The sequence below is a fragment of the Bradyrhizobium sp. HKCCYLRH3059 genome (assembly GCF_051168035.1).
Lineage (GTDB): Bacteria > Pseudomonadota > Alphaproteobacteria > Rhizobiales > Xanthobacteraceae > Bradyrhizobium.
On the sequence record NZ_JBNPUF010000004.1, the window covers coordinates 400,801 to 426,085 of the forward strand.

Below are 25,285 nucleotides of genomic sequence, written 5' to 3' on the forward strand. Positions count from 1 at the left end.
AATGCGTTTCCCGCAGAGCGTGTAAGGATGAATGCATGTGCATCGCATGCAACTGGGCAAGATTCCGTGGTTTGCTCCAGCTTGATTTTGGCTCCGTCAACGAGGCCGAGCCGTCACGACGCAGGCTCCTGCAGGCAGGCGCGGCGTTCGCCGCAGCCGGCGTTGCTTCGGTGTCCGCTCCGACGAACGCCGAGGCGCGAACCGGCGGCGGCAAGGCCGACATCGTGTTTCGCAACGGCCCGGTCTACACCGTGAACGGCGGCCGGGAATGGGCCCGCGCGGTCGCCGTCAAGCAAAAGCACATCGTCTATGTCGGCGATGACGCGGGCGTCCGGTCCTTCATCGGCCCGAAGACCCGCGTCGTCGATCTCGCCGGCAGGATGCTGCTGCCCGGCTTCGTGGAAGGACACATCCATCCGATAGCGGGCGCTGTCGTGACTCGGGGTGTCGATCTTCAATACGACACAAGGGAGGAGATGCTCGACGCCCTGAAGGCCTATCGCGCCAAGCTGGGCCAGGCCGGCATCGTCCGCGGCTTCGGCTGGCGCTATAACGCCTTTCCGCCGACCGGCCCTCGCAAGGAGGATCTCGATCAGATCTGGCCGGACACGCCCGTCTTTCTCGTCGGGATCGATGGCCATTCCGCCTGGGTCAATTCCAAGACGCTGGCGATTGCCAAGGTGACCAAGGCGACCAAGGATCCGTTGCCCGGCTACAGCTACTTCGAGCGGGATCCGGCCTCGGGAGAGCCGACCGGCTATCTGGTCGAGCCACCGGCGATGTTTCCGGTCCTCAACGCGATCTCGCCGTTCACGACCGGCTATATTGCGGACTCGCTCGCACAGTGGCTGCCGAAGGCGTCGGCGGCCGGCATCACCAGCGTGTTCGATGCCGGACTGCTCGTTCTGCCCGAGGAGACAGGCTACGAACTCTATCAGGATCTGGAGCGCAAAGGAAAACTGCCGTTCCGTGTGGTCGGATCGACCTACCACAACAATCCGGCGATCGACCCCGTGCCGATCGCGAAGGCCCTGCGTCGACGCTTCAATTCCGAACTGGTGCAGGCGCCCGTTCTCAAGCTCAACATCGACGGCGGCGAAGCCCAACGGACCGCCGCATTGCTGGCCCCCTATAGCGACGATCCGAGCACGAGCGGCGAGACGCTGGTCCCGCCGGAGCAGTTCAAGGACATCATCCGCCGCGCCGACAGGGCGGGCCTCAATATTCACATCCATTCCTACGGTGATCGCGCCAACCGCCTGTCGCTGGACGCGTTCGAAGCCGCGATCAAGGCCAATCCGCCGCGCGATCGCCGGCACACGCTGGCGCATCTCATATTTGTTTCACCTGACGATCTGCCGCGCTTCGCCAAGCTCGGCGTCACCGCGCAGTTCTCCGCCCAATGGTCGGTGGCGGATGCCTATTGGCAGGGCGTGATGCGGCCGCGCGTCGGCGCGCGCGCCGAGCAGGCGTTTCGCACTGGCTCGATCCTGCGTCATGGCGCCAACATCTCGCTCGGCACCGATTGGCCGGCCGCCGGCTATTACAGCACCTACAAGCCGCTGGATGCGATCGAGATCGCGACCACGCGGCGGGAGTTGAACAAGCCGGATCAGCCGGCTTTGGTGCCGCTCGACGAGCGGATCAGCCTCGAAGAGGCGATCCGCGCCGCCACCATGGGCCCGGCCTATCAGCTCGGGCTCGACCAGAAGGTCGGTTCGATCGAGGTCGGCAAGCTCGCCGATCTGATCGTGCTTGAAAGAAACCTGTTCGAAGTCGCCCCGCACGACATCCACAACACAAAGGTGCTGATGACCGTCATGAACGGTCAGGTCAGGCACGAACAGCGAAGCTGAATCCAGCGACGTCTCGGACCGTCACATTCAGGGCCACATCGACATACTCAGACCGATTCCCGGACATGCGGAGGCGCATATGATCGACAGAAGAATGCTCATCAAAGGCGCGGGAGCGGCGTTGGTCGCGTCCGAACTCGGCTTGCCGACCGCGCGCGCCGAGTCCGCCGATCCGCTCTGCTACGCGTCGGTCGCCGATCTCACCGCCATGTTCCGGGCCCGCAAGGCGTCGCCGGTCGATCTCTTGAAGGCGCAGATCAAGCGGATCGAAGCCTTCAACCCGAAGGTCAATTGCATCACCTACGAGCACTTCGACCAGGCGATGAAAGAGGCCAAGCTGTCCGAGGACCGGTATCGGCGCGGCAACCCGAGGCCGCTCGAAGGGATCACGGTAGCCATCAAGGACGAATTCTCCAGGCCGGGCTGGCGGACCACACAGGGCTCGCTCATCTACAAGGACTCGCCGCCGGCAACGGAAAACTCGGCCATCACCGACTTGCTCGAGGCAGCCGGCGCCGTCATGCCGTTCCAGACGACCGTGCCGGAATTCTACCTCTTCCTCGGCGCGTCCACCCGCGCCTGGGGCACGACACGCAATCCATGGAATCTGGAATACTCTCCGGGCGGGTCGTCGGCGGGATCGGGCGCGGCGTTGGCCGCAGGCTTCACGACGCTCGCCATGGGCTCGGACATGGGCGGCTCGATCCGAATTCCCGCCTCGCAATGTGGTCTCTATGGCTTCAGGCCGCCGTTCGGACGCGTGGCCGGTGGGGAAATCCCGTTCGCGACCTCGGGCCCGATGGCGCGGCGCTTCGACGACCTCGTCCGCCTCCAGAACGCGATCGTCGGTCCGTCCGAGCGGATGATGGCCGCGATGCGCCCTCGCCTCGACTATCCCACCCGTTATCCGCACCTTTCCGGGTGGCGCATCGCCGTGGATTGGGGCACCAGCATTGCGGACGTCATACCGTCCGTGAAGGCTGCGATGCTGAGAGGCATCGAGGCGCTGCGCGCCGCGGGTTGCACGGTGGACGAAGTCGATTGCGGCTTCACGAAGGCCCACAAGATGGTCTTCATCCGTGGGCTGATGTCGACGTCCATCGGCACTGCGATCGAGATCTCGAATGCGCATCGCGATCAGCTCTCGCCCTACATGACCGAAATGCTCGACCAGGTCGGCCCGGTCGGACCGCGCCAGGCCGAAGAAGCCGAAGAGCTGCTGCAGCGGCTGCACCGCCAGGTCCAGCAGCGCGTGTTCGGCAAGGGGTACCGCATCCTGCTCATGCCGACCATGGCAACGCCTCTTGTCGGGGCCGACATGTTCAAGAGCAAGGAAAACAAGGTGGACCCGTGGGTGGGCACCGGTCTGGGCTTGGCGCTGACGTGGCACTGGAATCTGCTCAACCGCTATCCGGTCGTCGATGTCCCGCTCGGCTTGGTCGAGGACCGCATGCCCTCGGGCATGCAGGTGATCGGCCAGACCTACACCGATCTCGACACGTTCCAGTTCGCGTCCAACTGGTCCCGTCTCCGGCGGTCCCTGTTCGCGGACGAGCGTTTTCCGTCCTTCACCTGATGCAGCGGGGCCACGCGGTGTGGACGCGAGACAGTGGCTGCAAGAGCAGCGCTTCGACAGCGAGGTCGACGACGCCGAGAGCCTTCCGACAGGTGGTTCTGTTGCTCCTGATTTCGGCACTCTGCCATGACTCCGGCGCCCTGGCACAGCAGGCCAAGACGCCGTCGCTCGAAGATCTGGCCAAGGCGGCGCAGAACCCGATCGCGGACACGATCAGCGTCGGCCTTGAGAATATCGCCATGCCGAATACGGGCCCGTACCGGCAGACGGCCGACGTCTTCAAGATCGAGCCGGTCATCCCGTTCCAGCTCAATGCCGACTGGAATCTGGTGACGCGCACGACCATTCCCGGCATCGCCCAGGTCCGCTTTTCCCCCGAGCAAGGCCGGATCGGCGGGGTCGGCGACATCAACCAGATCTTCGCGCTCACCCCGTCCCATTCGGGCGCCCTCATCTGGGGTGTCGGCCCGACCTTTTCCTATCCGTCGGCGACCGATCCCGCCCTCGGTTCGGGAAAATGGAGCGCAGGTCCGACCATTGTCGCGCTGACCATGCCGGGTCCATGGGTGCTGGGGGTGCTCGCCAACAACATCTGGTCGTTTGCAGGTCCGAGCGACCGCGCGCCGGTGAACCAGATGATGCTGCAGTACTTCGTGACCTACAACTTCTCCGACGGATCCTACATCAGCTCGAGTCCCATCATCACGGCGAACTGGCTCGCGAAGGGCAATGATCGCTGGGTCGTCCCGATCGGCGTCGGCGTGGGCAAGCTCTTCATGGTCGACAAGCAGCCGATCAATGCCGAGGTGGGCGCGTACTACAATCTGCTGAAACCGGACCAGGCATCGCATTGGCAGTTTCGGGCCAGCCTGGCTTTCCTGTTTCCAAAATGACGCTGCTTGGAACGAGCGGCCTCTGTGGCCGTGAGCAGCAATCCGGTCTGCAATCCTGTCTGAAGGCATTCGATTTGAATTTTCACCATCAGCAAGCATCCAGAGCATCAGTCTGCGTGCGTACGCTCGACGCCTTTGAGGCCGATTTGATCGCGGTCAATCCTGGCGGCCGCGGAGGAACGTAGTTTAGCGTTCGATCAGGGAAGGATGCGGCTCACGCGGAACGCGGGCTTTTCGGAGTAGGACAATGTGCATCGCATGCGGCTCAGCCATCGGTTCGCTGTTCGCGGCGTCGAAGCCGGAGGGCGGCGGACTGACCCGTCGCCAGATGGTTGCAACAACGGCTGCCGCCGCAGCATTCGCGGCCGCTGGCTCGGCTCCGGCCTTTGCCGCCCCCAATCGCACGACCGTGTTTCGCGGCGGGCGCGTCTACACGGTGGAAGACTCGCAGCCCTGGGCGGCGGCCGTCGTCGTCAAGGGCGACAAGATCGTCTATGTCGGCGACGATGCCGGAGCGATGAAGTTTGCCGGACGGGGGGCTGAGGTCATCGACCTCAAGGGCCGCATGCTGATGCCGGGCTTCGTCGAGGCGCATTGGCATCTTTGCACTCTGGCATTTGCCCGCGGCGCCTGGGTCAACGAGGAAGATCCTGAGCGCATCTCCGAGATCCTGCGCGATTACGCCAAGACGCATTCCGACGAGAAGTTCATTCTCGGCTTCGGATGGATCGCGGGCGCGTTCCCCGCCTCGGGTCCCCGCAAGGAACCGCTGGACGCGATCTTCCCCGACCGGCCGGTCCTGCTCGTCAGTTGCGATCTGCACAGCTACTGGGTCAATTCCAAGCTGCTGGAGATGGCCGGCATCACGAGGGACACCCCACGCGACGTCGTGCCCGGCTCCTCCTGGTACGAAAAGGATCCCAATGGCGAGCCGACTGGCTTCATTTCGGAAGTACCCGCGCTGTTCGCGGTACTGAAGACGCTCGAAAAGCACGGCATCGAACCGTTCGGCCTCAAGTCGGCCGCCGCCGCCATCGAGGAATGGCAGCCCAAGCTCGCAGCCGCCGGCATCACCACCCTCTTCGATGCAGGCTTCAGCGCCTGGCCGACCGAGCAGCATCACGGTTTCGACATGCTGGTCGACCTCGAGAGCCGCGGCAAGCTGCTGCAACGCGTGATCGGCAGCCTCTATCACAACGACCCCAACGTCGATCCGCTGCCGATCATTCGGGCCTATCGGAAGCGCTATCGCACTCCGCTGGTCAAGGCCGAGGTGCTCAAGCTGATCGTCGATGGCACCGAGCTGAGCCGCACCGCCTATCTGCTGGATCCCTATGCCGGAAGGCAGGATTGGCGCGGCGAACCATTGTTGCCATCGCCCGTGTTGAATCGAATCCTGCGCGAAGCCCATGCGGAGGGAATCGATACGCACCTTCACGCCGTCGGCGACGCCGCAGTTCGCATGAGCCTGGATGGATACGAAGCCGCGTTCGGCAGGCAGGGCCCCGGCAACCGCCGCCATACCATCTGCCACGCGTTCCTCACCGCGCCCTCGGACATTGCGCGCTTCAGAAAGCTCGGCCTGATTGCGAACACCCAGATCCAGTGGGGCGTGCCGGATACGAGCCAGCGCCGCATCCGCGAGATCTACGGCGAAGAGCGCTGGAGCCGCATGTACAGCTTCAAGACGTTCATCGACCAAGGCGTCACGGTGTCGTTCGGAATGGATGCCCTGGCGACCGGCTCCAAGGTCGTGGTCAAGCCGCTCGAGGCGGTGCAGGCCGGCCATACGCGCCAGGAGCCCGGCAAGCCCGACGGCCTGGTCCATCCGCCCGCTGCCGAACGCCTGAGCCTGCCGCAGCTCATCCGAGGCTACACAATCAACGGAGCTTACCAGATGCGCATGGAGGATAAGATCGGCTCCATCAAGGTCGGGAAGCTGGCCGATCTGATCGTGCTGGAGAAGAACCTGTTCGATGTCGGGCCGCACGAGATCGGCAAGGTGAACGTTCAGTTGACGATGATGAACGGCCGGATCACGCATCGCGACAGACTCTGAACGGGAATGAGGACGGTGCACGAGATGGCGAATGCGCGGACTGAACAGAATCTTGCGCCGGCGGATTCGCCGATGTCGAAACGTAATCGCTGGCTGATCCTCCTGACCGTCTCCAGCGCGCTGGCGCTCGTCGTCATCGACATGACGGTGCTCTATACCGCGCTGCCCAGCCTGACCCATGAGCTCGGAGCAACCGCCTCGGAGAAATTGTGGATCGTCATGGCCTACGGGCTCGTCGTCGCCGGCCTGCTTCCAGGCTTCGGCTCGCTCGGCGATCGCGTCGGGCACAAGAGGACATTCGTCGCCGGCCTCATCGTCTTCGGACTGGCCTCGGTCGTCGCCGCCTATTCGCCGACCGCCACGATCCTGGTTGGCGGACGCGTCCTGCTCGCGATCGGCGCCGCGCTGATGATGCCGGCGACGCTGTCGATCATTCGCATCACCTTCTCCGATGACCACGAACGGGCGCTCGCCATCGCGATCTGGGGAGCCGTTGCGTCCAGCGGGGCGGCAGTCGGCCCCTTGGTCGGCGGTGTCCTGCTGGAATATTTCTGGTGGGGCTCGGTCTTTCTGATCAACGTGCCGCTCGTCGTCCTGGCGCTGGTCGCCGGCCTGCTGCTGATTCCTGCACCGGCCGATCGTGCTGAGCGCGACTGGGACCTCCTCGGTTCAGTGCAGGTGATGGCCGGGCTGATCGGCTTCGCCTACGTCGTCGAGGAGCTCGGCAGTCGCCAGTCTTCCTATGTCGTCCTTGCCGGCACGGCTGTCGCGACGGTCATCATGTTGACGGTGTTCGTCCGCCGTCAATTGCGTCTCGAGGATCCTTTGCTCGACTTCACCCTGTTCCGAAACGTCGAGTTCACGCTTAGCGTGATCACCGCGATCGTGGCTTCGCTTGCCATTGCGGGGACGGAGCTCGCGATCAGCCAGCGCCTGCAACTCGTCCTCGGCTACTCGCCGCTGCAGGCGGCATTGTACATCCTGCCGGCCCCGCTCGGTGCATTCATCGGCGGGCCGCTCGCGAGCCTCATGCTCCGTCGCGTGGGAGCCGCCACCACGATGTCCGGCGCGCTGTTGATCGCCGGCATCGGCGCGGCCGGTTACCTGCTCTGCTACAACGCCAATCTGGCCCTGCAATTGGTCTGCATCGCGATCAACGGGCTCGGGCTCGGAGCATCCATTGCCGCCGCCTCCAACTCCGTGATGAATCACGCGCCTGAAGGCCGCGAAGGCATGGCCGCGTCGATCGAGGAGGTGTCGTTCGAGCTCGGCGGCACGATCGGCATCAGCATTTTCGGCAGCATCCTGTCCGGAGTCTATACGGCGTTCATGGTTCTGCCCGACGGCCTCGGCATTCCCGCCGTTGCGCGCGATAGCATCGACGAGGCGCTGATCGCCGCCGAGCGGCTGCCAACCGAACTCGCTGCCATCGTCACCTCGCACGCTCACCGCGCCTTCGATCAGGCGTTCCTGACGGTCGTCTGCGTTGCGATGGTCGTCCTGCTCGGCACCGCCTTCCTGGTCCGGCCCCGAGCAGAGCGAACGACATCGAAAGAGGCTCGTCAGCATGTCCATTAGACAGACGACGGCAATCATGTGCCGTCGTCCGTGGTGGAGACCAACATGCTCGCCAACGCAATGTCACCGTCCGTCACGTAGTGATTGACCCGCTCAGGGAGGCTCTGACCAGCTTTGTACAGCTCCACGATCTCGATCGATCGTGTCCTGATCAGTTCGGCCATGATGTAGTCCCGCTCGGCGTTGACATCCGGGTCGGTGGCGTGCGTGACCTGAAACGTCAATCGAGTGAACGATAGGCCGGTGTCCTTCGTGCCGGCTCCGACCCACAGAGCGGATTCATCGACCGCCGGCCGATCGGCGTTGGACCAGAAATCGCCTGCATTCCAGGTTTGCTCTGCGTGTGCCAGGCCAACAGCCCAGAACCTGACGTGATGGCGCTGTCGCGGGCTGTTGCCGATGGCTTTCTGAAAGCCGATATCCTGGCCGCGTCCGAACAGATAGAGCGTGCTGAACGGAGCGGTGGGGTAAGGCGTATCGAGGACGAAGGCGCGGATCATGGCCCAAGAGCTCGTCAGGCCCAATCGGTCCGCTTCAGACCACCCCACCGCAGCAAAGCTTGCGCGAAGCTGTTGGAGCGTCCCGACCAGGGCGAGATTGACGGGGTCGCCGGGCAATCCATCACCCGTGATCGTGTAGCTGGGCACTCGCCGCTTCTGAAGAATCCTGAGACTCAACCGGATCACGCGTGGCAGAACGACATAGGCCGCGAACGCGTAGCTGACGCCGACTGCGACAATCCAGGGCAGCCTGCGGTTCGCGGTCTCGAACACCACGAAGACGATCAGCCAGACCGTGAAGATCCCCAGCCCGGCGACCAGCACGCGTTGCATGAGGCGTATGAGCAGTCGCACTGGATCGGTCCGGCGAAAGGAAGTGAACAGCAGTCGGTGTTTTCGGGAAGGTGTCCGATCTTCATCGCGATGGCAACACCGCACCTGGACGCATGAAACCGCCCGGTCGGCGGCGTTTCGACCAGCTCGTCTGCGTTGCTCGACATCCGCAGTCCAACGCAATCGGACTGCGCGGGGCTTACGCCGACAGCCGCTCGGCGTTGGCCGCGACATAATCCCGATAGAGATCGACGACCGCCGCCGGGCTGGCGCCGGCCATCAGCTTCGCCGTCGCCTCCAGGGCTGCGGCGAGCTTTTCGCTGACCATCAGCTCCGCCTCCTCGCCCGCATCGGCTTCGCCGCGCGCGAACTTTTCCAGCCGGAGCCGGATGACCTCGCCGGCTTCCATGGCCAGCATCGCGGCCGCGAACCAGGGGAACTCCGCCTCGGCGGTTGCCGTCATGGACGGCCGCATCTGCAAGGACATTAGCGTTTTGCTCATCGTCATCGTCCGAGAACATCGGCGGACGTGCGAGGAATACGCTTCAACTTTTAATGATGCGGACGCACAATCATCGCCGATTTCGAGTCGGCTCGAACCACCCGTTAACCACCTGGGCCCTGCTTCTCTCATCCGTCATTGCGAGGAGCGAAGCGGCGAAGCAATCCAGAGTCATGCGCGCGACTCTGGATTGATTCGCTTCGCTCGCAATGACGGGAGAGAGATCTTGCCCGCCATCACGAAGGCGCGAAAATCTTGGGCTTCCTCTTCGTCCTCGCGGTCGGCCTCGTGGCCGGTACCTTGTCCGGCATCGTCGGCACCGGCTCGTCGATCATGCTGATGCCGGTGCTGGCCTACGAGTACGGCCCGAAGGAGGCCGTGCCGATCATGGCGGTCGCTGCGGTCATGGCGAACCTGTCGCGCATCCTGGCGTGGTGGCGCGAGGTCGACTGGCGCGCCTGCGCGGCCTATTCGGTCACCGGCATTCCGGCCGCCGCACTCGGCGCGCGCACCTTGCTGATCCTGCCGTCGCAGGCGGTCGATATCACGATCGGGCTGTTCCTGATGGCGATGGTGCCGGTACGGCATTGGCTGACGCGGCACGACCTCAAGGCCAACCTCTGGCATCTCGCGCTCGGCGGCGCGATCATCGGTTTCCTCACCGGCATCGTGGTCTCGACCGGACCGCTGAGCGTGCCGCTGTTCCTGTTCTACGGGCTGTCGAAGGGCGCGTTCCTCGCCACCGAGGCCGCGAGCTCGCTCGGGCTCTACGTCTCGAAATCCATCACCTTCCAGCGTTTCGGCGCGCTGACGCCGGACATTCTGCTCAAGGGCCTGATCGCCGGCGGCTCGCTGATGGCTGGCGCCTTCGTCGCCAAGCGCTTCGTGCTGCACATGAAGCCCGATGTGTTCCGCGTGGTGATGGATGGCATCATGCTGGCCGCGGGCCTAAGTATGTTATGGAACGCCACCCACTCCTGACCGCACCGATTCTCACCTCATGGCCAAGACCACGCTCTCCTTCGTCTGCCAGAACTGCGGCGCGGCCTATTCGCGCTGGCAGGGCAAGTGCGAGGCCTGCGGCGAGTGGAACACGCTGGCCGAGGAAGACACGACGGGCGCGACCTCCGCGCCGGTCTCGCTGCGCTCCAAGCGCAAGGGCCGCACCTTCCAGTTGGAATCGCTGACCGGCAAGACCATCGACGCGCCGCGGCTGTCGTCGGGCATGACCGAGCTCGACCGCGTCACCGGCGGCGGCTTCGTCCGCGGCTCGGTGCTCTTGGTCGGCGGCGATCCCGGCATCGGCAAATCGACGTTGCTGACCCAGGCGACCTCGATGCTGGCGCGCGCCGGCCATCGCGCGGTCTACATTTCCGGCGAGGAAGCTGTCGCCCAGGTGCGGCTGCGCGCCGAGCGCCTCGGGCTTGCGGATGCGCCGGTACAACTGGCGGCTGAGACGTCGGTGGAGGACATCATCGCGACCCTGTCCGAAGGCGGCGTGCCGCGACTGATCGTGATCGATTCGATCCAGACGATGTGGACCGACACCGTCGAATCGGCGCCGGGCACGGTGACGCAAGTGCGCGCCTCGGCGCAGAAGCTGATCAGGTTCGCCAAGAAATCCGGCGCCGCGATCATCCTGGTCGGCCACGTCACCAAGGACGGCCAGATCGCCGGGCCCCGCGTCGTCGAGCACATGGTCGACGCGGTGCTGTCGTTCGAGGGCGAGGGCTCGCAGCAGTTCCGCATCCTGCGCGCGGTCAAGAACCGGTTCGGCCCGACCGACGAGATCGGCGTGTTCGAAATGACCGGATTGGGTCTGCGCGAGGTCACCAACCCCTCCGAGCTGTTCCTGTCCGAGCGCGATCTCGGCAGCCCCGGCACGGCGGTCTTTGCCGGGATCGAGGGCACGCGCCCCGTGCTGGTCGAAATCCAGGCCCTGGTGGCGCCGACCTCCCTCGGCACGCCGCGCCGCGCCGTGGTCGGCTGGGATCCGAGCCGGCTGTCGATGGTGCTGGCCGTGCTGGAGGCGCATTGCGGCGTCAAGCTGTCGGGCCACGACGTCTATCTCAACGTCGCCGGCGGCCTGCGCATCAACGAGCCTGCGGCGGATCTCGCCGCGGCCGCGGCTCTGGTCTCCTCGCTGGTCAACGCTCCGCTGCCGCCCGATGCGGTCTATTTCGGCGAAATCTCGCTGTCGGGCGCGGTCCGACCGGTGGCGCAGACCTCGGCTCGGCTGAAGGAGGCTGCCAAGCTCGGCTTCGGCCGCGTGGTACTGCCGGAGCGCGCCCGCGGCGAGGCCGGCGGCGACGCCGGGCTCAGCCTCAATACCGTCGGCGGATTGACCAGCCTGGTGGCCGACATCGCCGCGCGCGGCACGCCTCGTGCCCGACACGACAGCAGCCGCGAAGACGGCGACCAGGGCCGCCGCAGCCCCAGCCATGCCGAAAAAAATGCCACACCGGCGAGATTCCGCCGCCAGGACGGCTAGCCGGACCGTGACGTTCGCGTGACTCGCCGCTATACAACGCCGCAACCGGTCGCCCACACGGGATCGTGCAGCCGTCCGGACTTGCCGGGGAACCTCGCTGTCCTCCTCCCGGAGGGGCGGTCCTCCGTCGACTCGAAGCGAACCTTGGACCTGTGAAGCGGACCTGAGCAGCCGATGCCGATAACGATCCTCGATCTCATCCTGCTCGGCGTGATGCTGGTGTCGGGGCTGCTCGCGATGGTCCGGGGCTTCATGCGCGAGGTGCTGTCGATCGCGGCCTGGGGCGCGGCCGCCCTGGTCACGCTTTATTCATTCTCCAAGCTGCTGCCGACCGCCAAGACCTATTTCAACAACGATACCGTCGCGAGCGTGGTCGTCGTCGCCGGTACTTTCGTGGGCACCCTGCTGATCGTCTCGGTGATCACGGTCAAAATCTCCGACATGATTCTCGATTCGCGCATCGGCGCGCTCGACCGCACCCTCGGATTCCTGTTCGGACTGGGCCGCGGCCTGCTGATCGTGGTCGTCGCCTTCCTGTTCTTCAGCTGGCTGGTGCCGGACAAGCAGCGCCCGGACTGGGTCACCGGTGCCAAATCCCGTGTGGTCCTGCAGGGAACCGGGGATTGGCTGATGTCGCTCTTGCCTGATGATCCTGAGAACACCATTTTAAAGAAATTCAAGAAGAACAAGCCGGACGACGACCAGACTGACACCGAGTCGCCCGGAGCGGGCGGCGATGGGTATAGCAAGCCTGCCCGCGACAGCTTGAAGAAGCTGATCGAGAAACCCGCGGCCAAGTGAGCTCAGCCCAGAAGAGAGGCGCGATGGACCTGCACCACGATTCTTCCGGCGAAGCCCAAGCGGATACTCACGCGGATCTGGACTTCGGACCTCAAGCCTACCTCAGAGACCCAGACCTTGACGGAGACACGCTGCGCGAAGAGTGCGGCGTGTTCGGCATTTATGGGCACAATGATGCCGCCGCGATCACCGCGCTCGGCCTGCACGCGCTCCAGCATCGCGGCCAGGAAGCCGCCGGCATCGTCTCCTATGACGGCACGCGCTTCCACAGCGAGCGCCGCCTGGGCCTCGTCGGCGACACCTTCTCCCGCCGCGAGGTGATCGAGCGCCTGCCCGGCAATGCCGCGATCGGTCACGTGCGCTACGCGACCACCGGCGCCACGATCCTGCGCAACGTGCAGCCGCTGTTCGCCGAGCTCAATGCCGGCGGCTTCGCTGTCGGCCACAACGGCAACCTCACCAACGGGCTCACGCTCCGCCGCGAGCTGGTGCGCGCCGGCGCCATCATGCAGTCGACCACCGACACCGAGGTGATCCTGCATCTGGTCGCGCATTCCCGCCGCACCAATTTCATCGACCGCTTCATCGAGGCGCTGCGCGCGCTCGAAGGCGCCTACTCGCTGGTCTGCATGACCAACAAGAAGCTGATCGGCGCCCGCGATCCCCTCGGCATCCGCCCGCTGGTGTATGGCGAGCTCGAGGGCTGCCCGATCCTGGCCTCGGAGACCTGCGCGCTCGACATGATCGGCGCGCGCTACATCCGCGACATCGAGCCGGGCGAGGTCGTGATCTTCGATGAAAACGGCGCCCACAGCCACAAGCCGTTCCCGCCGAAGCCGGCGCGTCCCTGCGTCTTCGAATACATCTACTTCGCCCGGCCCGACTCAGTGGTCGGCGGCCGCTCGGTCTACGAGGTCCGCAAGGCATTCGGCGCGCAGCTCGCGCGCGAGAGCCATCCCGACGTCGACGTCGTCGTGCCGGTGCCCGATTCCGGCGTGCCGGCGGCGATCGGCTACAGCCAGCATTCGGGCGTGCCGTTCGAGCTCGGCATCATCCGCAATCACTATGTCGGCCGCACCTTCATCCAGCCGACGCAGGCGATCCGCGAATCCGGCGTGCGCATGAAGCACTCGGCCAACCGCGCCGCGATCGAAGGCAAGCGCATCATCCTGATCGACGACTCGCTGGTGCGCGGCACCACTTCGCGCAAGATCGTGCGCATGATGCGCGACGCCGGCGCCACGGAGGTGCATTTCCGCCTCGCCTCACCGCCGATCCTCTACCCCGACTATTACGGCATCGACCTGCCGGACCGCGGCGGCCTGCTGGCGGCGACGCATTCGCTCGAGGAGATGCGCGAGCTGATCGGCGCCGACTCGCTGGCGTTCCTGTCGATCGACGGCATGTACCGCGCCATGGGCGAGCCGGCCCGCGACCCCGCCGCGCCGAAATACGCCGACCACTGCTTCACCGGCAGCTATCCGACCCACCTCACCGACCAGTCGCTGGTCGAGCCGACCCAGCAGCAATTGTCGCTCCTGGCGGAGGCGAGCTGAGGCTCTTTCCACATGGTGTCATTCCGGGGTGATGCGCAGCATCGAACCCGGAATCTCGAAATTGTTTTGTGCGCCTGACCTCTAGATTCCGGGTTCGAGGCCTAACGGCCTCGCCCCGGAATGACGGCGTTCGATCGGCCGTCGTCCCGGCACATGCCGGAGGCCCTGACCACCGGCCGTCGTTTGTCGGGCAGGACTAGCCACAGCCACCCAACTCCATCATAACCGCCGCGGAATATGGATCCCGGCGTTCGCCGGGACGACGGCTGAGAGATGATCGTGATGACCCTTCCCCTCGCCAATCGTATTGCCCTCGTCACCGGCGCCTCGCGCGGCATCGGCCATGCGACCGCCCGCGCGCTCGCGCGCGCCGGTGCGCATGTCGTCGCCGTCGCCCGCACCCAGGGCGGGCTGGAGGAGCTCGACGACGAGATCCGGAAAGAGACCGGCAGCGGCGCCACCCTGGTGCCGCTCAGCATGACCGACAGCGACGGCATCGCCCGGCTCGGCGCCGCGCTGCATGAGCGCCATGGCAAGCTCGACATCCTCGTCGGCAATGCCGCCGTGCCCGGCCCCTCCTCACCGCTCGGCCATATCGACCTCAAGCCGTGGAACGACGTCGTCGCGGTCAACCTCACCGCCAACTTCCAGCTGATCCGCTGCATGGAGCCGCTGCTGAAGGCCTCCGACGCCGGCCGCGCGGTGTTCCTCACCTCAGGCGCCGCTCACAAGGCGCAGGCCTATCTCGGCCCCTACGCCGTCACCAAGGCGGCGCTGGAAACGCTGGCTCGGGTGTGGGCGCACGAGACCGAGCGCACGCCGCTGCGCGTCAACCTGTTCAGCCCGGGCCCGATCCGCACCCGCATGCGCGCCACGGTGTTCCCAGGTGAAGACCCGATGACGCTCGAGACACCCGAGCAGGTCGCCGAATTCATCGTGCCGATGTGCCTGCCGTCCTGGACAGAGACCGGCAAGCTCTACGAGTACAAGACCCGCGCGCTGAAGAGCTTTCAGCCACCGGCGTAGACTATCGCGTCGACGGCACCAGGTCGGTCGCAGGCTCCATTCCTACGTCGCACTGTCACCCGCCGCGACCTCCACGAGATCAATGGCGCGCTCCGGGCAAGCCACCACGCACAGGCCGCAGGCAAGGCAGAGATAGCTCTTCGGCGTGTAGGCCGTCTTCATGCCGTGAAAGCGCACACGCATCCTGCCGAGGAAGGACAGCGCGCGGAAATCGTCGTTGCTGATCGGCGCAACGTCGAACACGTTGTAGGGGCACACCTCGACGCAGTCGCCCTTGGCCTCGCATCGGTTGCGGTCGACGACCGGCACGAAGCTGCCCGGCTCGGCCTTGCAGCCGGCGCCCGGACGTTTCGGATGCTGCGCGGCCTTGCGCACCTTGGCAGCCTTGGTGCGCTTCGAGAGCGGTGGTGTCGGCTCGGTCTGGTCGGTCACGTGTCGGCTCCATGGGCGGATGAATCAGGCTTCGGCGGTCAGCATCAGCGTGGTGCCGGCGGGATCGCGCAGCACGTACTGATCGCCCCGCACGATCACCTCGTCGTGGCCGCGCAGCGCGGCGTCGAGGCGCGCGCGGGTGTCGAAGCGGATCGAGAAGCCGCGCAGCCGCGCCACGCCTGCGGGTGCTGGCGGCGCATCGATCCCCTGCCAGACGTTCAGTGCGATACGGTGGGTGTAGGCGCCGCCGGCGCCGAGATCGGCAAACCCCAGCTGTGGCGCGAATGCGCCGGGCAGGAAGCCAAGCCGCGTGTAGAACGTGCGCGCAGCCTCGATGCGCGGGACGTGCAGATGCAGATGGCCGATCCGCGCGGCGTCGGCGAGCGGCGCCGACAGCGGCGGTCCTTTCGCCTGCGCCAGCTCATGGCGCACGTCGAGCGGGCTCCTGCCACTGCAGGGCCGGCCTTCGGCATCGAACACGGTGAAATCGGTCTCGAACGTGCCGTAGCCGCCGAACCGCTCCGGCGTCTCCAGCGTGAACTCGATGCCGAGCCCGTCAGGATCGTTGAGATAGATCGCCTTGGACATCACGTGATCGACCGGCGAGATCGGCGTGCGGCTGGCGATCAGCCGGCGCAGCATCCGCGAGAATTCCGCCTGGTCGGGCACATGGATGGCGAGATGATAGAGGCCGGAGAAGCCGCGCAGCGCCGGGCGTTTCGCACCGGGATGCAGCACCACGAGCGTCTCGCCCGCCGTGCCGAGCTCGGCCGCGCCGTTGCGCTTGCACAGGCGCAGACCTGCGGTCTCGCACCAGAAATCGATCGCGCGCTCGAGATGCGTGACCTCCAGATGCACCGGCCCGAAGGTCGCGATCTCGCTGGATGCGCCGGTTCGCGGCAAGGTCAGATGGTCCATGTGCGATCTCCGATTGGTCCGTCGTTGCGGCCGCGCCCGATGCGGCGGGGCCACGTTAGACGGCCGACGCGTCCTGATCGCCGGGCGCCCCGTTGAGGCTCGCATTCTCCGGGGTGAATGATCCGGGCCGGACAGCGCCGCTCCGCCCGCGGCCGGCGCCTATCTCGGTCCGGCAGGATCTGCCGCGGCGGGTTTGGCGGCTGCCGACTTGCCCGCAGCCGCCTTCGCCACAGCCGGCGCCTGGCGATCGCGCACCGCCATCAGCTCCTTACGCAGCTTCTCCTGCTGCTCGACCGACAACACCGGACGCTGGTCGTCATGCGGCACGTCGTTGACGGGGAGATAGTTGTAGGTGTTGTGGAACTGCGTGGTGGCGTCGGGCGGCGGCGTGGACGACGTCGCGCAGCCGCCGAGCAGCAATGGTATCAGCAGCACGGCGCGCGCAGCGGAGCTCACGACAGACCTGCAGATTCGCCAGATCATCGCGCGGCCGCCGCCATCGTGCGCGCCGGGATCTGCGCCGTGATGCCGTGCTCGTTGGACTGCAGCCCCGGCAGGCTCTTCACCCAGGGATAGCCCCGCCGTCCCATGTCGTGGCCGCGATCGAACAGCGCGGTCATGTAGGTGCGGTCGAACGGACCGTCGGCCTTGGCCTGGAAATCGGCCGGCACGCTGGCGAGGTTGAAGTCGATGCCGTTGAACTTCGCCACCGAGTAGATGCGGTAGATATCGCCGATGCCCTGGTTCTTGATCAGGGTCGACAGCGAGCGTTGCGTCACCGAGAGCACGTCGGCGCCGACGCTGTCCCATTGCGGATCGATGCGGGCGTTGCGGATGACGTAGAGATGCGCGCCGCTCACGCTCCGGCGCGGGCCGCGGCCGGAGACGAGGCGCAGCACCGACGGACCGATGAACACCTGCCGCGTCACGCCGCCGTCGACATGGAGCTCGTCGTAGTCCTTGTCGCCGATCCGCACCTTGATGCGAACCGGAGCGAAGGCGCCCGGCACGGTCGCGGACGCCAGCAGCACCTGGCGGAACAGCGCGATCGCCTCGGGCGTATCGGCGGCGGCGATGCGGCCCATGTCCCACAGCACCGGACGCTGCGCATCGAGATTGGTGGTGCCGACCAGAAGCACCCGGCCCTTGCTGCTCTCGCGCGCGACGTCGCGCAGGAACTCGCGATCGACATACTTCTCGATCAGCCGCGACAGCGGCGTGTTGTCGGCCAGCGCCGAGCCCTGCAGCAGGCCGGGAATGTTGACCGTGAAGATGTCCTTGCGCTCATAGGCGGTGAAGATCTCGCGCAGCTTGTCATCGTGCTCGCGGCCCAGGAAGACGAACGGCGCGATCAGCGCGCCCGAGCTGACGCCCGTCACCATGTCGAACGACGGCCGGTTGCCGGCCTCGCCCCAGCCGGCCAGCAGCCCGGCGCCGAACGCGCCGTTCTCGGCGCCACCGGAGATCGCGAGGAAATTCAGCGGACGCGAGATCGGGAGTTCGGCCGACGCGCGTGACATCGCGGCCTCGGCAAAGCGCGGCGCCGGCTCGTCACCCCAGTAGCGGACGTTGCGGAAGCCGACCGGGTCGGCGCTGACAGCCGCCGCCTCCGGCAACGCGTTGCGTGGCATGACGGCTGCGCACGCCGCCAGCAGCAGCGACGCGGCGCACGCGAGCAGGACACGCGGGACAAGCACGCGGAAGGAGGCGGCGGACTTCATCGCGACGCTTGCTGCTCCACGCTTGCGATCTCCGGCGACGGCTGCGGCGCGTCCGGCCTGGCTTCCTCGGCGCCCTTGTCGGTCCAGCCCGGCGGCAGACCCAGACCGGCACCGACGAAGCCCTTCAGGCCGGGGAAACGTCCGTACTGCTCACATGCGGCATATTTGGGAGCGGCGCCGAGCTTGGCCGGCACGCTCGACACCGAAGGCAGCGAGGCCAGCGACGGGACGCCTGAGAACGGCGACTCGCCGGTCGACACCAGCTTCGCGAAGTCGGCGCCGAACTCGGAAGCGAGGTCGTAGGCGTCGCCGTCATTGGCCATGCGGGCAGTCGAGACCGAGTTGGCGCCGCGCGCCCACACCATTGCGGCCTTCTGGAACCCTGCGAAGTCGCGCGCCTCGGCCTCGACGGACAGCGTGCCGAGCCCGACGGGCAGTCGGGGCACCGGCACCGGGACGCCCGGCAGCGCAACGCTCTTGGCGATGGACGCCGCCTGCGAGGCGGCCGAGGCGGTCGCGTTGGTCGCCGTGGCATGGGTGACGGTCGCCTTGACCGTCAGATCGGCCTCCTCGCGGGGGCCGACGATCTGGAATCGCTCGCTCAGCCGCAGGCACATTTCCCGGCTGATGACGTTGGCCACCAGCTTGCGCTCGCTCTCGTCGAGGGCGATGTCGGGACGCGGCGGAAACGCGGTCGGCTCGATCCGGATCGTCTTGGCCTCGAGCAGCTCCTTCTTGTTGGCCTTGATCTGCGCGCGCGTCACCAGGCCGTTGGCGTCGGCGAGATGATCGTAGTTCTTGAGCGAGCCGGCCCGCTCGAGCGGGGCGGTGGCGCAGCCGGCCGTTGCCAGCGCCAGGGAAACCAGGGTCATCGACTTCAGCGGAGCGAGACGCATCGAAACGGCCAGACCCATTGATAGACAACTCACTCTAATTAAGTCTCACAAGCCGTAGCGCTTGTCCAACTAAACTAGATCAAATTCTCTAGATTAGAGCGGCGAGAAATATTATTTTATATTACAAGCAGTTGGCGGAAACGACGAATGTGGCGAGAGTTGGCCCGGCAGGACACGCGATGAGAAAGGTCGATCCGGTCAAGCACGAGCAGAAGCGCCGGGAGATTCTCCAGGCCGCCCTGTCGTGCTTCGTCAGGAACGGATTTCACGGCGCCAGCACCACCGACATCTGCGCCGCCGCCAAGATCAGCCCGGGCCACCTCTACCATTACTTCCCCAGCAAGGAGGCGATGATCCAGGCGCTGGTCGAGCAGAATCTGAGCCACGCTGCATCGCGCCTCCAGGCAATCCTGGCCTCGCCCGACGTGATCGACGCCCTGGTGCAGGAGCTCGAGAGCACCAGCATTCACCAGCCGCAGGCCCAGGTCCTCAGCGCCGAGGCTTTGGCTGAGGCCTGCCGCAATGCCGACTTTGCAGCCATCGTCCACGCCCATGCGCGCGCGATGCGGGCGCTGCTGGTCGACTTCCTCACCAAGGCACAGGGCCGCGGCGAGGTCGATCCCGGCCTCGATCCGGAGGCGACCGCGAACATCCTGTTCGTGATCGTCGACGGCGCACGCGCGCTGCCGATCCGCAATCCGAACGTCGACATCAAGAAGAGCAGTGAGCATCTACGGCTCATGCTGACGCGCTTTCTGCGGCCGCCCACGTTGCGGACGCCGTCGAAAAAGGAAGCGGTGGAGCAGGCGCCGGTCTGAGCCTGCCGATCGGCGTCCCCCCGCGCGATTGACACTCCGCCATGCCCGCGATTGACTGCGCTCATAAGCGGATGACCGCAGCACATATCGGGGAGGACGGCATGACGCGAGCACGACGCGGACGCGCGACAAGGCCTGCCCTGGTCATTCTGCTGTTCGCCGTTGCGGCCGGCAACGTCCTCTTCTCTCGCAGCACCAGCGCCGCAGCAGAGGTGCCCGCGTTCGCCGTCGAGCCGTCCTGGCCGAAGCAGCTCCCCAACAACTGGATCCTCGGCCAGGTCGGCGGCATTACGGTTGATCACCAGGGCCACATCTGGATCATTCACCGGCCGCGCTCGCTGACCGACGACGAGAAAGGCGCCACGCTCAATCCGCCGCGATCGAAATGCTGCATGCCGGCGCCCCCGGTGCTCGAATTCGATACCGACGGCAATCTCTTGCGCGCCTGGGGCGGCCCGGGCCCGGGCTATGAATGGGTCGGCCGCGAGCATGGCATCGAGGTCGACGAACGCGGCTTCGTCTGGATCGGCGGCAATGCCGACAATGACAACGCCATCCTGAAGTTCACGCTCGATGGCAAGTTCGTCGCTCAGATCGGAACGATGGCGCCGAGCAAGGGCTCCAACGACACCACCCAGCTCGGCAAGCCCGCGGAGACAGCGATCGACAAGGAGGCGAACGAGATCTACGTCGCCGACGGCTACGGCAACCGCCGCGTCATCGTGTTCGATGCCACCACCCTCGCCTACAAGCGGCATTGGGGCGCCTATGGCCATCTCCCTGACGATGCCAAGCAGCCGCCGTATGATCCCAAGGCACCGGTCGCCCAGCAGTTCGGCAATCCCGTGCACTGCGTGAAGATCGCCGACGATGGTCTCGTCTATGTCTGCGACCGCATCAACGACCGCATCCAGGTGTTCAGGAAGGACGGGACATTCGTGACCGAATGGTTCTTCGAAAAGAACACGCTCGGCAATGGCGCGGTGTGGGACATCGCGATCTGGCCGGATCCGAAGCAGACCTACCTGCTGTCTGCCGATGGCGAGAACAACGAGATCCGCATCATCAGGCGGGATGACGGCAGCGTGGTCGGCAGCTTCGGCCACAATGGCCGCAATGCCGGCCAATTCCATTGGGTGCACGCGATGGCTGTCGACCGGCAGGGCAACGTTTATACCGCCGAGGTCGACACCGGTAAGCGCATCCAGAAATTCCGGCTGACCTCGGACGCCCTGCGTTAACGCTCAAGCGAAACGCACAAACCTTGGGCGCGTCTCGCGCCTTTTGGCGCATTGCCGCAACTCACAAGACCGGCTATCCAGGGAGACCGACGGCAAAGGGCGCCCAAGAAGCCCCGCCGTGGCACGACACCAGGGAGGACTTTGATGACGACGTCTCATGCGCGGCGGATGGCTGCGCTGCTTGCCGCCACCACGCTCAGCTTTGCCGGCTCCGCCTTCGCCGACGACAAGGTCGTCAAGATCGGCGTGCTCAACGACATGTCCAGCCTCTACGCCGACATCGGCGGTCCCAACTCGGTCGCAGCCGTCAACATGGCGGTCGAGGATTCCGGCCTGAAGGCCAAGGGCTGGACCATCGAGGTCATCAGCGGCGACCACCAGAACAAGCCCGACGTCGGCGTCAATATCGGCCGGCAGTGGATCGACACGCAGAAGGTCGACGTGATCATGGACACGCCGAACTCGGGCGTGGCGCTGGCCGTCTCCAACCTGGTCAAGGAAAAGAACTCGATCCTGTTGAACTCCGGTGCCGCCACGGCGGACCTGACTGGCAAAGCGTGCAACGCAAACACCATCTCCTTCACCTACGACACCTACATGCTCGCGAACGGCACCGGCAAGGCGCTGACCAAGGCCGGCGGCGACACTTGGTTCTTCCTGACCGCCGACTATGCCTTCGGTCACGCACTCGAGCGCGACACCTCGGCCGTGGTGACCAGCAGCGGCGGCAAGGTGCTGGGCTCGGTGAAGCACCCGCTCAACACCGCCGACTTCTCGTCCTTCCTGCTGCAGGCGCAGTCGTCGAAGGCGAAGGTCATCGGGCTTGCCAATGCCGGCGGCGACACCACCAACTCGATCAAGCAGGCCTCGGAATTCGGCATCGTCCAGGGCGGCCAGAAGCTCGCCGCACTCCTGCTGTTCGTCAACGACGTGCATGCGCTGGGGCTGAAGGTGGCGCAGGGCCTGACCTTCACCGAGTCGTTCTACTGGGATCTGAACGACCAGACCCGCGAATGGTCCAAGCGTTTCCAGAAGCTGTCGCCGAAGGGCACGATGCCGTCGATGACGGTGGCGGGCAACTATGCCGGCACGCTGCATTACCTCAAGACGCTGGAAGCGCTCGGCGGCAATCCGCATGACGGCGCCAAGGTCGTGGCCAAGATGAAGGAGATCCCGACCGACGATCCGCTGTTCGGCAAGGGCCCGCTGCGCGCCGACGGACGCCGCCTGATCCCGGCCTATCTGTTCGAGGTCAAGAAGCCCGAAGAGTCCAAATACCCGTGGGACTACTACAAGCTGATCGCCAAGATCGCGCCTGAGGATGCCGCCAAGCCGCTCGAGGCCAGCGACTGTCCGCTGGTGAAGAAGTAAGCCGATAGCTCCGATGCGGGATGCGGTGGATTAGCATCGCGTCCCGCCAGTGCCGCTGCGCAGAATCACGTCATCGTCAGCGCAGCAGGCTCGCGAGGCGGCCGATGCCTTCCTCGATCACGGCCTCCTCGGGCAGCGAATAAGACAGGCGGATCGTGTTGGTGCCGCTGCCGTCGTGGAAGAAAGCTGCCCCGGGAACGAACGCCACCTGGGCCTGATTCATGGCCCGGTCGAGCAAGGCGGCACCGGACACGCCGTCCGGCAAGGTGAGCCAGACGAAGAACCCGCCGTCGGGCCGCGTCCACCTCGCTTCTGACGGCATCTGTGCCTCAAGTGCCCTCAGCATCGCATCGCGCTTGAGCCGATAATGCGCGCGCGCCCGTGCAATCAGCCCGGCATGCCCTCCGTCTTTCACGAGCCTGTGCATCACGATCTGATTGATCGCTGACACGTTGAGGTCGCTCGCCTGCTTGATGAGGACGAGACGGCTGATGATGGCGCGCGAGGCACAAACCCAGCCGATGCGCAGGCCCGGCGCGACCGTCTTCGAGAACGTTCCGAGATGGATGACGCGGGAAGCATCGAGCGAGCCGCGGCGACGGACGTCCAACGACTGCAGCGACGGCATCTCGTCGCCGTCGAAACGCAAGGCAGAATAGGCGCTGTCCTCCAACACCGGCACGTCCAGCTCGCCGGCGAGATCCAGGACTTCGGCGCGCGCCGAACGCGACAGCGTCTCACCGGTCGGATTGGCAAAGTCCGGCACGACATAGACGAACTTCACGCGCGCCCCCGCAGCTTCTTTCGCGGCTTCGTCCGCGTAGGAGGCCGGGGTGCGGTTCGCAGCGCGTGGACCGATCGAATCGTAACGCGGCTCGTAGGCCGAAAAGGCCTGCAGCGCGCCAAGATAGGTGGGAACGGTGACGAGCGCCGTATCCGCGGGCGTGAGCAGCAGCTTGCCGAGAAAATCGAGCGCCTGTTGCGATCCCGCGGTGACGAGGATGTTGTCTGGCGAGGCCGCTATGCCCTGAGCGGTCATGTGCTCGGCGATCCACTGGCGAAGCGGACCGTAGCCCTCGCTGACGGCATATTGCAGAGCAGCGGAAGCCACGTTGGGCGATGCCAGCGCATCGGCATAGACCTGCGCCGCCGCTGCTGCAGGAAACAGCGCGGGATCGGGGATGCCGCCGGCGAACGAAATCATGCCGGGCCGCTCCAGCACCTTGAGCAGCTCGCGAATCTCCGATGCCTTCATGCGATCCGCGCGGCGCGCGTAGACGGGCTTCCAGCTCACCAATATTCCTCCCCTGATCCGGATATTTATGTCAGCATTATTGACCTATTATGAAGCGTGTGCAATCCCCGTCCGCGCGAGAGCGCGAGAGCTTCATCGGTGGGGTCAGCGGATGAGAACCTTCAGGCCGGCGCGCTAGTCTAGCTGTTCTTTGTCGAGGACAGCGTCCGCACCGCAATCAGGAGAGCGACGATCAGCAACGCCGACGCCAGCAGGAACGGCGCGCCGGGCAGATGCGCCGGCGCGGCCGCTCCGATGAAATAGGCAAAGGTCAGCGTGAACAGGAAGGGACCCGCGAGCTGGGCCACGCTCTGCACGCTCGACGTTGCGCCCTGTAGCTGGCCCTGCTTGTCCGGTGGGACGAGGCGGGTCATCAAAGCCTGCATGGCCGCGCCCGACACGCCCCATAGCGCCATCACGGGGATGCCGAGCCAGCTCAGCGGTCCCGTCGGCGCCACGCCGAAAATGAAGAAGCCGACCATGCCCGCCGACAGGCCGAGCATCAACGCGCCGCGCTCGCCGAACAGGCGGACGATCAGCCCGACCGCGCCGCCCTGCACGATCATCGCGCAGACGCCGACCATCGCCAATGTGAGGCCGACGGTGCGGGTGTCCCAGCCGTAGCGGTAGGTCGCATACAGCACGAAGGTCGACGGCAGCACGACATGGGCAAGCTGGGTGATGAAGTTCACGGTCGACAGCCCCGCCAGGATGCGGTCCGATGCCAGCAGCCGCAGCGCACCGAGCGGGTTCGCCGTCCGCCACCGGAATGGACTGCGCCGTTCCGGCTTCAGCGACTCCGGCAGCACCAGGAAGCCATAGAGCGCGTTGGCGAAGCTGAGCCCCGCAGCCGCCCAGAACGGCAGCCGCGGATCGATGTCACCCAACAGTCCGCCGGTGGCGGGACCGAGCACGAACCCCGCACCGAACGCTGCGCCGATGCGGCCGAAGATCGCGGCCCGCCGATCCGGCGGCGTCAGATCGGCGATGTAGGCAAAGGCGGTGGAGATGCTGGCCGAGGTGACGCCGGAGACCAGGCGCCCAACGAACAGCCAGGCGAGCGACGGCGCCAGCGCCATCAGCACGTAGTCGGCGGCGAGGCCGAAGTTCGACAGCAGGATCACCGGTCGTCGGCCGAAGCGATCGGACAGGCTGCCGAGCACCGGCGAGAACACGAACTGCATCAGCGCCCAGGCGGTGCCGAACAGGCCGAAGATGCGGGCCGCCCGCGCGGTGTCGTTGCCGACGAAGCTCTCGATCAGCTTCGGCAGGATCGGCATGATCAGCCCGAGCGCGAGCATGTCGAGCAGGATGGTGACGAAGATGAAGGCGACCGCGCCGCGGCGCGGGGCCGGCGCATTTTCGGTCGCGACGCTCGGCGGACTTGCTTCCATGGCCGGACCGCTTCCGCTACCGCAACTGA

The 25,285-nt window shown here is 65.8% G+C and carries 22 protein-coding genes; 13 read left to right on the forward strand and 9 right to left on the reverse strand.

The features are described from left to right. Positions 1 to 170 precede the first annotated feature (170 nt). From ACQR13_RS15760 to ACQR13_RS15780, 5 genes are all read left to right on the forward strand, one after another. Positions 171 to 1,856, forward strand: a complete 1,686-nt coding sequence (locus ACQR13_RS15760; RefSeq protein WP_434842957.1) for an amidohydrolase — start codon at positions 171 to 173, stop codon at positions 1,854 to 1,856. Between the two features lie 79 nt (positions 1,857 to 1,935). Continuing rightward, the gene (locus ACQR13_RS15765) at positions 1,936 to 3,432 is read left to right on the forward strand and encodes an amidase (protein WP_434862971.1); all 1,497 of its coding nucleotides are present in this window, start codon (positions 1,936 to 1,938) and stop codon (positions 3,430 to 3,432) included. A 92-nt stretch (positions 3,433 to 3,524) separates the two neighbouring features. Then, positions 3,525 to 4,325 (forward strand): hypothetical protein, encoded by an 801-nt coding sequence (locus tag ACQR13_RS15770; protein ID WP_316164693.1) that lies wholly within the window; start codon positions 3,525 to 3,527, stop codon positions 4,323 to 4,325. A 247-nt stretch (positions 4,326 to 4,572) separates the two neighbouring features. Next, the gene (locus ACQR13_RS15775; protein WP_315749932.1) at positions 4,573 to 6,384 is read left to right on the forward strand and encodes an amidohydrolase; all 1,812 of its coding nucleotides are present in this window, start codon (positions 4,573 to 4,575) and stop codon (positions 6,382 to 6,384) included. 72 nt (positions 6,385 to 6,456) lie between these two features. Further along, positions 6,457 to 7,962, forward strand: a complete 1,506-nt coding sequence (locus ACQR13_RS15780; protein ID WP_315749931.1) for an MFS transporter — start codon at positions 6,457 to 6,459, stop codon at positions 7,960 to 7,962. A 14-nt stretch (positions 7,963 to 7,976) separates the two neighbouring features. Here ACQR13_RS15780 and ACQR13_RS15785 read toward each other — a convergent pair whose 3' ends face one another. Next, on the reverse strand, positions 7,977 to 8,795 hold the full coding sequence (locus ACQR13_RS15785; protein WP_315749930.1) for an LssY C-terminal domain-containing protein: 819 nt from the start codon (positions 8,793 to 8,795) through the stop codon (positions 7,977 to 7,979). 199 nt (positions 8,796 to 8,994) lie between these two features. Next, positions 8,995 to 9,282, reverse strand: a complete 288-nt coding sequence (locus ACQR13_RS15790; protein ID WP_409998620.1) for a hypothetical protein — start codon at positions 9,280 to 9,282, stop codon at positions 8,995 to 8,997. A gap of 270 nt (positions 9,283 to 9,552) precedes the next feature. Here ACQR13_RS15790 and ACQR13_RS15795 point away from each other — a divergent pair, with 270 nt between their 5' ends. The 5 genes from ACQR13_RS15795 (at position 9,553) to ACQR13_RS15815 (ending at position 15,171) form a co-directional block, all read left to right on the forward strand. After that, positions 9,553 to 10,278 carry a sulfite exporter TauE/SafE family protein gene (locus tag ACQR13_RS15795; protein ID WP_315712457.1) on the forward strand — a complete coding sequence of 242 codons (726 nt, stop codon included), beginning with the start codon at positions 9,553 to 9,555 and terminating at the stop codon, positions 10,276 to 10,278. Between the two features lie 19 nt (positions 10,279 to 10,297). Further along, positions 10,298 to 11,788 carry a DNA repair protein RadA gene (gene radA / locus ACQR13_RS15800; protein WP_315749927.1) on the forward strand — a complete coding sequence of 497 codons (1,491 nt, stop codon included), beginning with the start codon at positions 10,298 to 10,300 and terminating at the stop codon, positions 11,786 to 11,788. A 174-nt stretch (positions 11,789 to 11,962) separates the two neighbouring features. Next, entirely contained in the window at positions 11,963 to 12,589 is a 627-nt protein-coding gene (locus ACQR13_RS15805) for a CvpA family protein (RefSeq protein ID WP_315712460.1), read from the forward strand. A gap of 23 nt (positions 12,590 to 12,612) precedes the next feature. After that, positions 12,613 to 14,145: an amidophosphoribosyltransferase gene (purF, locus tag ACQR13_RS15810; RefSeq protein WP_315712462.1), complete on the forward strand. Its 1,533-nt coding sequence runs from the start codon at positions 12,613 to 12,615 to the stop codon at positions 14,143 to 14,145. Positions 14,146 to 14,427: 282 nt separating this feature from the next. Then, the gene (locus ACQR13_RS15815) at positions 14,428 to 15,171 is read left to right on the forward strand and encodes an SDR family NAD(P)-dependent oxidoreductase (protein WP_315750040.1); all 744 of its coding nucleotides are present in this window, start codon (positions 14,428 to 14,430) and stop codon (positions 15,169 to 15,171) included. 42 nt (positions 15,172 to 15,213) lie between these two features. Here ACQR13_RS15815 and ACQR13_RS15820 read toward each other — a convergent pair whose 3' ends face one another. The 5 genes from ACQR13_RS15820 to ACQR13_RS15840 all read right to left on the reverse strand — a co-directional run bounded on the left by ACQR13_RS15820 (position 15,214) and on the right by ACQR13_RS15840 (position 19,114). Continuing rightward, on the reverse strand, positions 15,214 to 15,603 hold the full coding sequence (locus ACQR13_RS15820) for a 4Fe-4S binding protein (RefSeq protein ID WP_316192653.1): 390 nt from the start codon (positions 15,601 to 15,603) through the stop codon (positions 15,214 to 15,216). Between the two features lie 24 nt (positions 15,604 to 15,627). Then, positions 15,628 to 16,521, reverse strand: a complete 894-nt coding sequence (locus ACQR13_RS15825) for a VOC family protein (protein WP_316192654.1) — start codon at positions 16,519 to 16,521, stop codon at positions 15,628 to 15,630. Between the two features lie 159 nt (positions 16,522 to 16,680). Beyond that, a complete protein-coding gene (locus tag ACQR13_RS15830; RefSeq protein WP_315749924.1) occupies positions 16,681 to 16,977 on the reverse strand; it encodes a hypothetical protein in 297 nt (98 codons plus the stop codon). A 23-nt stretch (positions 16,978 to 17,000) separates the two neighbouring features. Further along, the gene (locus ACQR13_RS15835) at positions 17,001 to 18,242 is read right to left on the reverse strand and encodes a patatin-like phospholipase family protein (RefSeq protein WP_315712470.1); all 1,242 of its coding nucleotides are present in this window, start codon (positions 18,240 to 18,242) and stop codon (positions 17,001 to 17,003) included. Further along, positions 18,239 to 19,114, reverse strand: coding sequence for a DUF3313 family protein (locus ACQR13_RS15840; protein WP_434844380.1), 876 nt, complete (start codon positions 19,112 to 19,114; stop codon positions 18,239 to 18,241). Before ACQR13_RS15840 ends, ACQR13_RS15835 begins: the two co-directional genes overlap by 4 nt. Positions 19,115 to 19,317: 203 nt before the next feature. On the opposite strand from ACQR13_RS15840, the gene ACQR13_RS15845 reads away from it, so the two are divergent. The 3 genes from ACQR13_RS15845 to ACQR13_RS15855 all read left to right on the forward strand — a co-directional run bounded on the left by ACQR13_RS15845 (position 19,318) and on the right by ACQR13_RS15855 (position 22,568). Further along, positions 19,318 to 19,956 (forward strand): TetR/AcrR family transcriptional regulator, encoded by a 639-nt coding sequence (locus tag ACQR13_RS15845; RefSeq protein WP_316164683.1) that lies wholly within the window; start codon positions 19,318 to 19,320, stop codon positions 19,954 to 19,956. 101 nt (positions 19,957 to 20,057) lie between these two features. Then, entirely contained in the window at positions 20,058 to 21,197 is a 1,140-nt protein-coding gene (locus ACQR13_RS15850) for a hypothetical protein (protein WP_315749919.1), read from the forward strand. A 144-nt stretch (positions 21,198 to 21,341) separates the two neighbouring features. Further along, positions 21,342 to 22,568 carry an ABC transporter substrate-binding protein gene (locus tag ACQR13_RS15855; protein WP_315712474.1) on the forward strand — a complete coding sequence of 409 codons (1,227 nt, stop codon included), beginning with the start codon at positions 21,342 to 21,344 and terminating at the stop codon, positions 22,566 to 22,568. 76 nt (positions 22,569 to 22,644) lie between these two features. Here the strand turns inward: ACQR13_RS15855 and ACQR13_RS15860 are convergent, their stop codons facing one another. Then, complete coding sequence (locus ACQR13_RS15860; protein ID WP_315749917.1) at positions 22,645 to 23,865, reverse strand: PLP-dependent aminotransferase family protein; 1,221 nt, start codon at positions 23,863 to 23,865, stop codon at positions 22,645 to 22,647. Between the two features lie 137 nt (positions 23,866 to 24,002). Then, positions 24,003 to 25,256 carry a TCR/Tet family MFS transporter gene (locus ACQR13_RS15865; RefSeq protein WP_315826770.1) on the reverse strand — a complete coding sequence of 418 codons (1,254 nt, stop codon included), beginning with the start codon at positions 25,254 to 25,256 and terminating at the stop codon, positions 24,003 to 24,005. Between the last annotated feature and the right edge of the window lie 29 nt (positions 25,257 to 25,285).

What these genes read in the sequence shown, in the direction of transcription:
- ACQR13_RS15765 (WP_434862971.1), top strand. Translation starts at nt 1,936, where the DNA reads ATGATCGACAGAAGAATGCTCATCAAAGGCGCGGGAGCGGCGTTGGTC.
- ACQR13_RS15775 (WP_315749932.1), top strand. Translation starts at nt 4,573, where the DNA reads ATGTGCATCGCATGCGGCTCAGCCATCGGTTCGCTGTTCGCGGCGTCG.
- ACQR13_RS15780 (WP_315749931.1), top strand. Translation starts at nt 6,457, where the DNA reads ATGTCGAAACGTAATCGCTGGCTGATCCTCCTGACCGTCTCCAGCGCG.
- ACQR13_RS15785 (WP_315749930.1), bottom strand. Translation starts at nt 8,795, where the DNA reads ATGCAACGCGTGCTGGTCGCCGGGCTGGGGATCTTCACGGTCTGGCTG.
- ACQR13_RS15790 (WP_409998620.1), bottom strand. Translation starts at nt 9,282, where the DNA reads ATGTCCTTGCAGATGCGGCCGTCCATGACGGCAACCGCCGAGGCGGAG.
- radA (WP_315749927.1), top strand. Translation starts at nt 10,298, where the DNA reads ATGGCCAAGACCACGCTCTCCTTCGTCTGCCAGAACTGCGGCGCGGCC.
- ACQR13_RS15805 (WP_315712460.1), top strand. Translation starts at nt 11,963, where the DNA reads ATGCCGATAACGATCCTCGATCTCATCCTGCTCGGCGTGATGCTGGTG.
- purF (WP_315712462.1), top strand. Translation starts at nt 12,613, where the DNA reads ATGGACCTGCACCACGATTCTTCCGGCGAAGCCCAAGCGGATACTCAC.
- ACQR13_RS15815 (WP_315750040.1), top strand. Translation starts at nt 14,428, where the DNA reads ATGACCCTTCCCCTCGCCAATCGTATTGCCCTCGTCACCGGCGCCTCG.
- ACQR13_RS15825 (WP_316192654.1), bottom strand. Translation starts at nt 16,521, where the DNA reads ATGGACCATCTGACCTTGCCGCGAACCGGCGCATCCAGCGAGATCGCG.
- ACQR13_RS15835 (WP_315712470.1), bottom strand. Translation starts at nt 18,242, where the DNA reads ATGAAGTCCGCCGCCTCCTTCCGCGTGCTTGTCCCGCGTGTCCTGCTC.
- ACQR13_RS15840 (WP_434844380.1), bottom strand. Translation starts at nt 19,114, where the DNA reads ATGACCCTGGTTTCCCTGGCGCTGGCAACGGCCGGCTGCGCCACCGCC.
- ACQR13_RS15845 (WP_316164683.1), top strand. Translation starts at nt 19,318, where the DNA reads ATGAGAAAGGTCGATCCGGTCAAGCACGAGCAGAAGCGCCGGGAGATT.
- ACQR13_RS15850 (WP_315749919.1), top strand. Translation starts at nt 20,058, where the DNA reads ATGACGCGAGCACGACGCGGACGCGCGACAAGGCCTGCCCTGGTCATT.
- ACQR13_RS15855 (WP_315712474.1), top strand. Translation starts at nt 21,342, where the DNA reads ATGACGACGTCTCATGCGCGGCGGATGGCTGCGCTGCTTGCCGCCACC.
- ACQR13_RS15865 (WP_315826770.1), bottom strand. Translation starts at nt 25,256, where the DNA reads ATGGAAGCAAGTCCGCCGAGCGTCGCGACCGAAAATGCGCCGGCCCCG.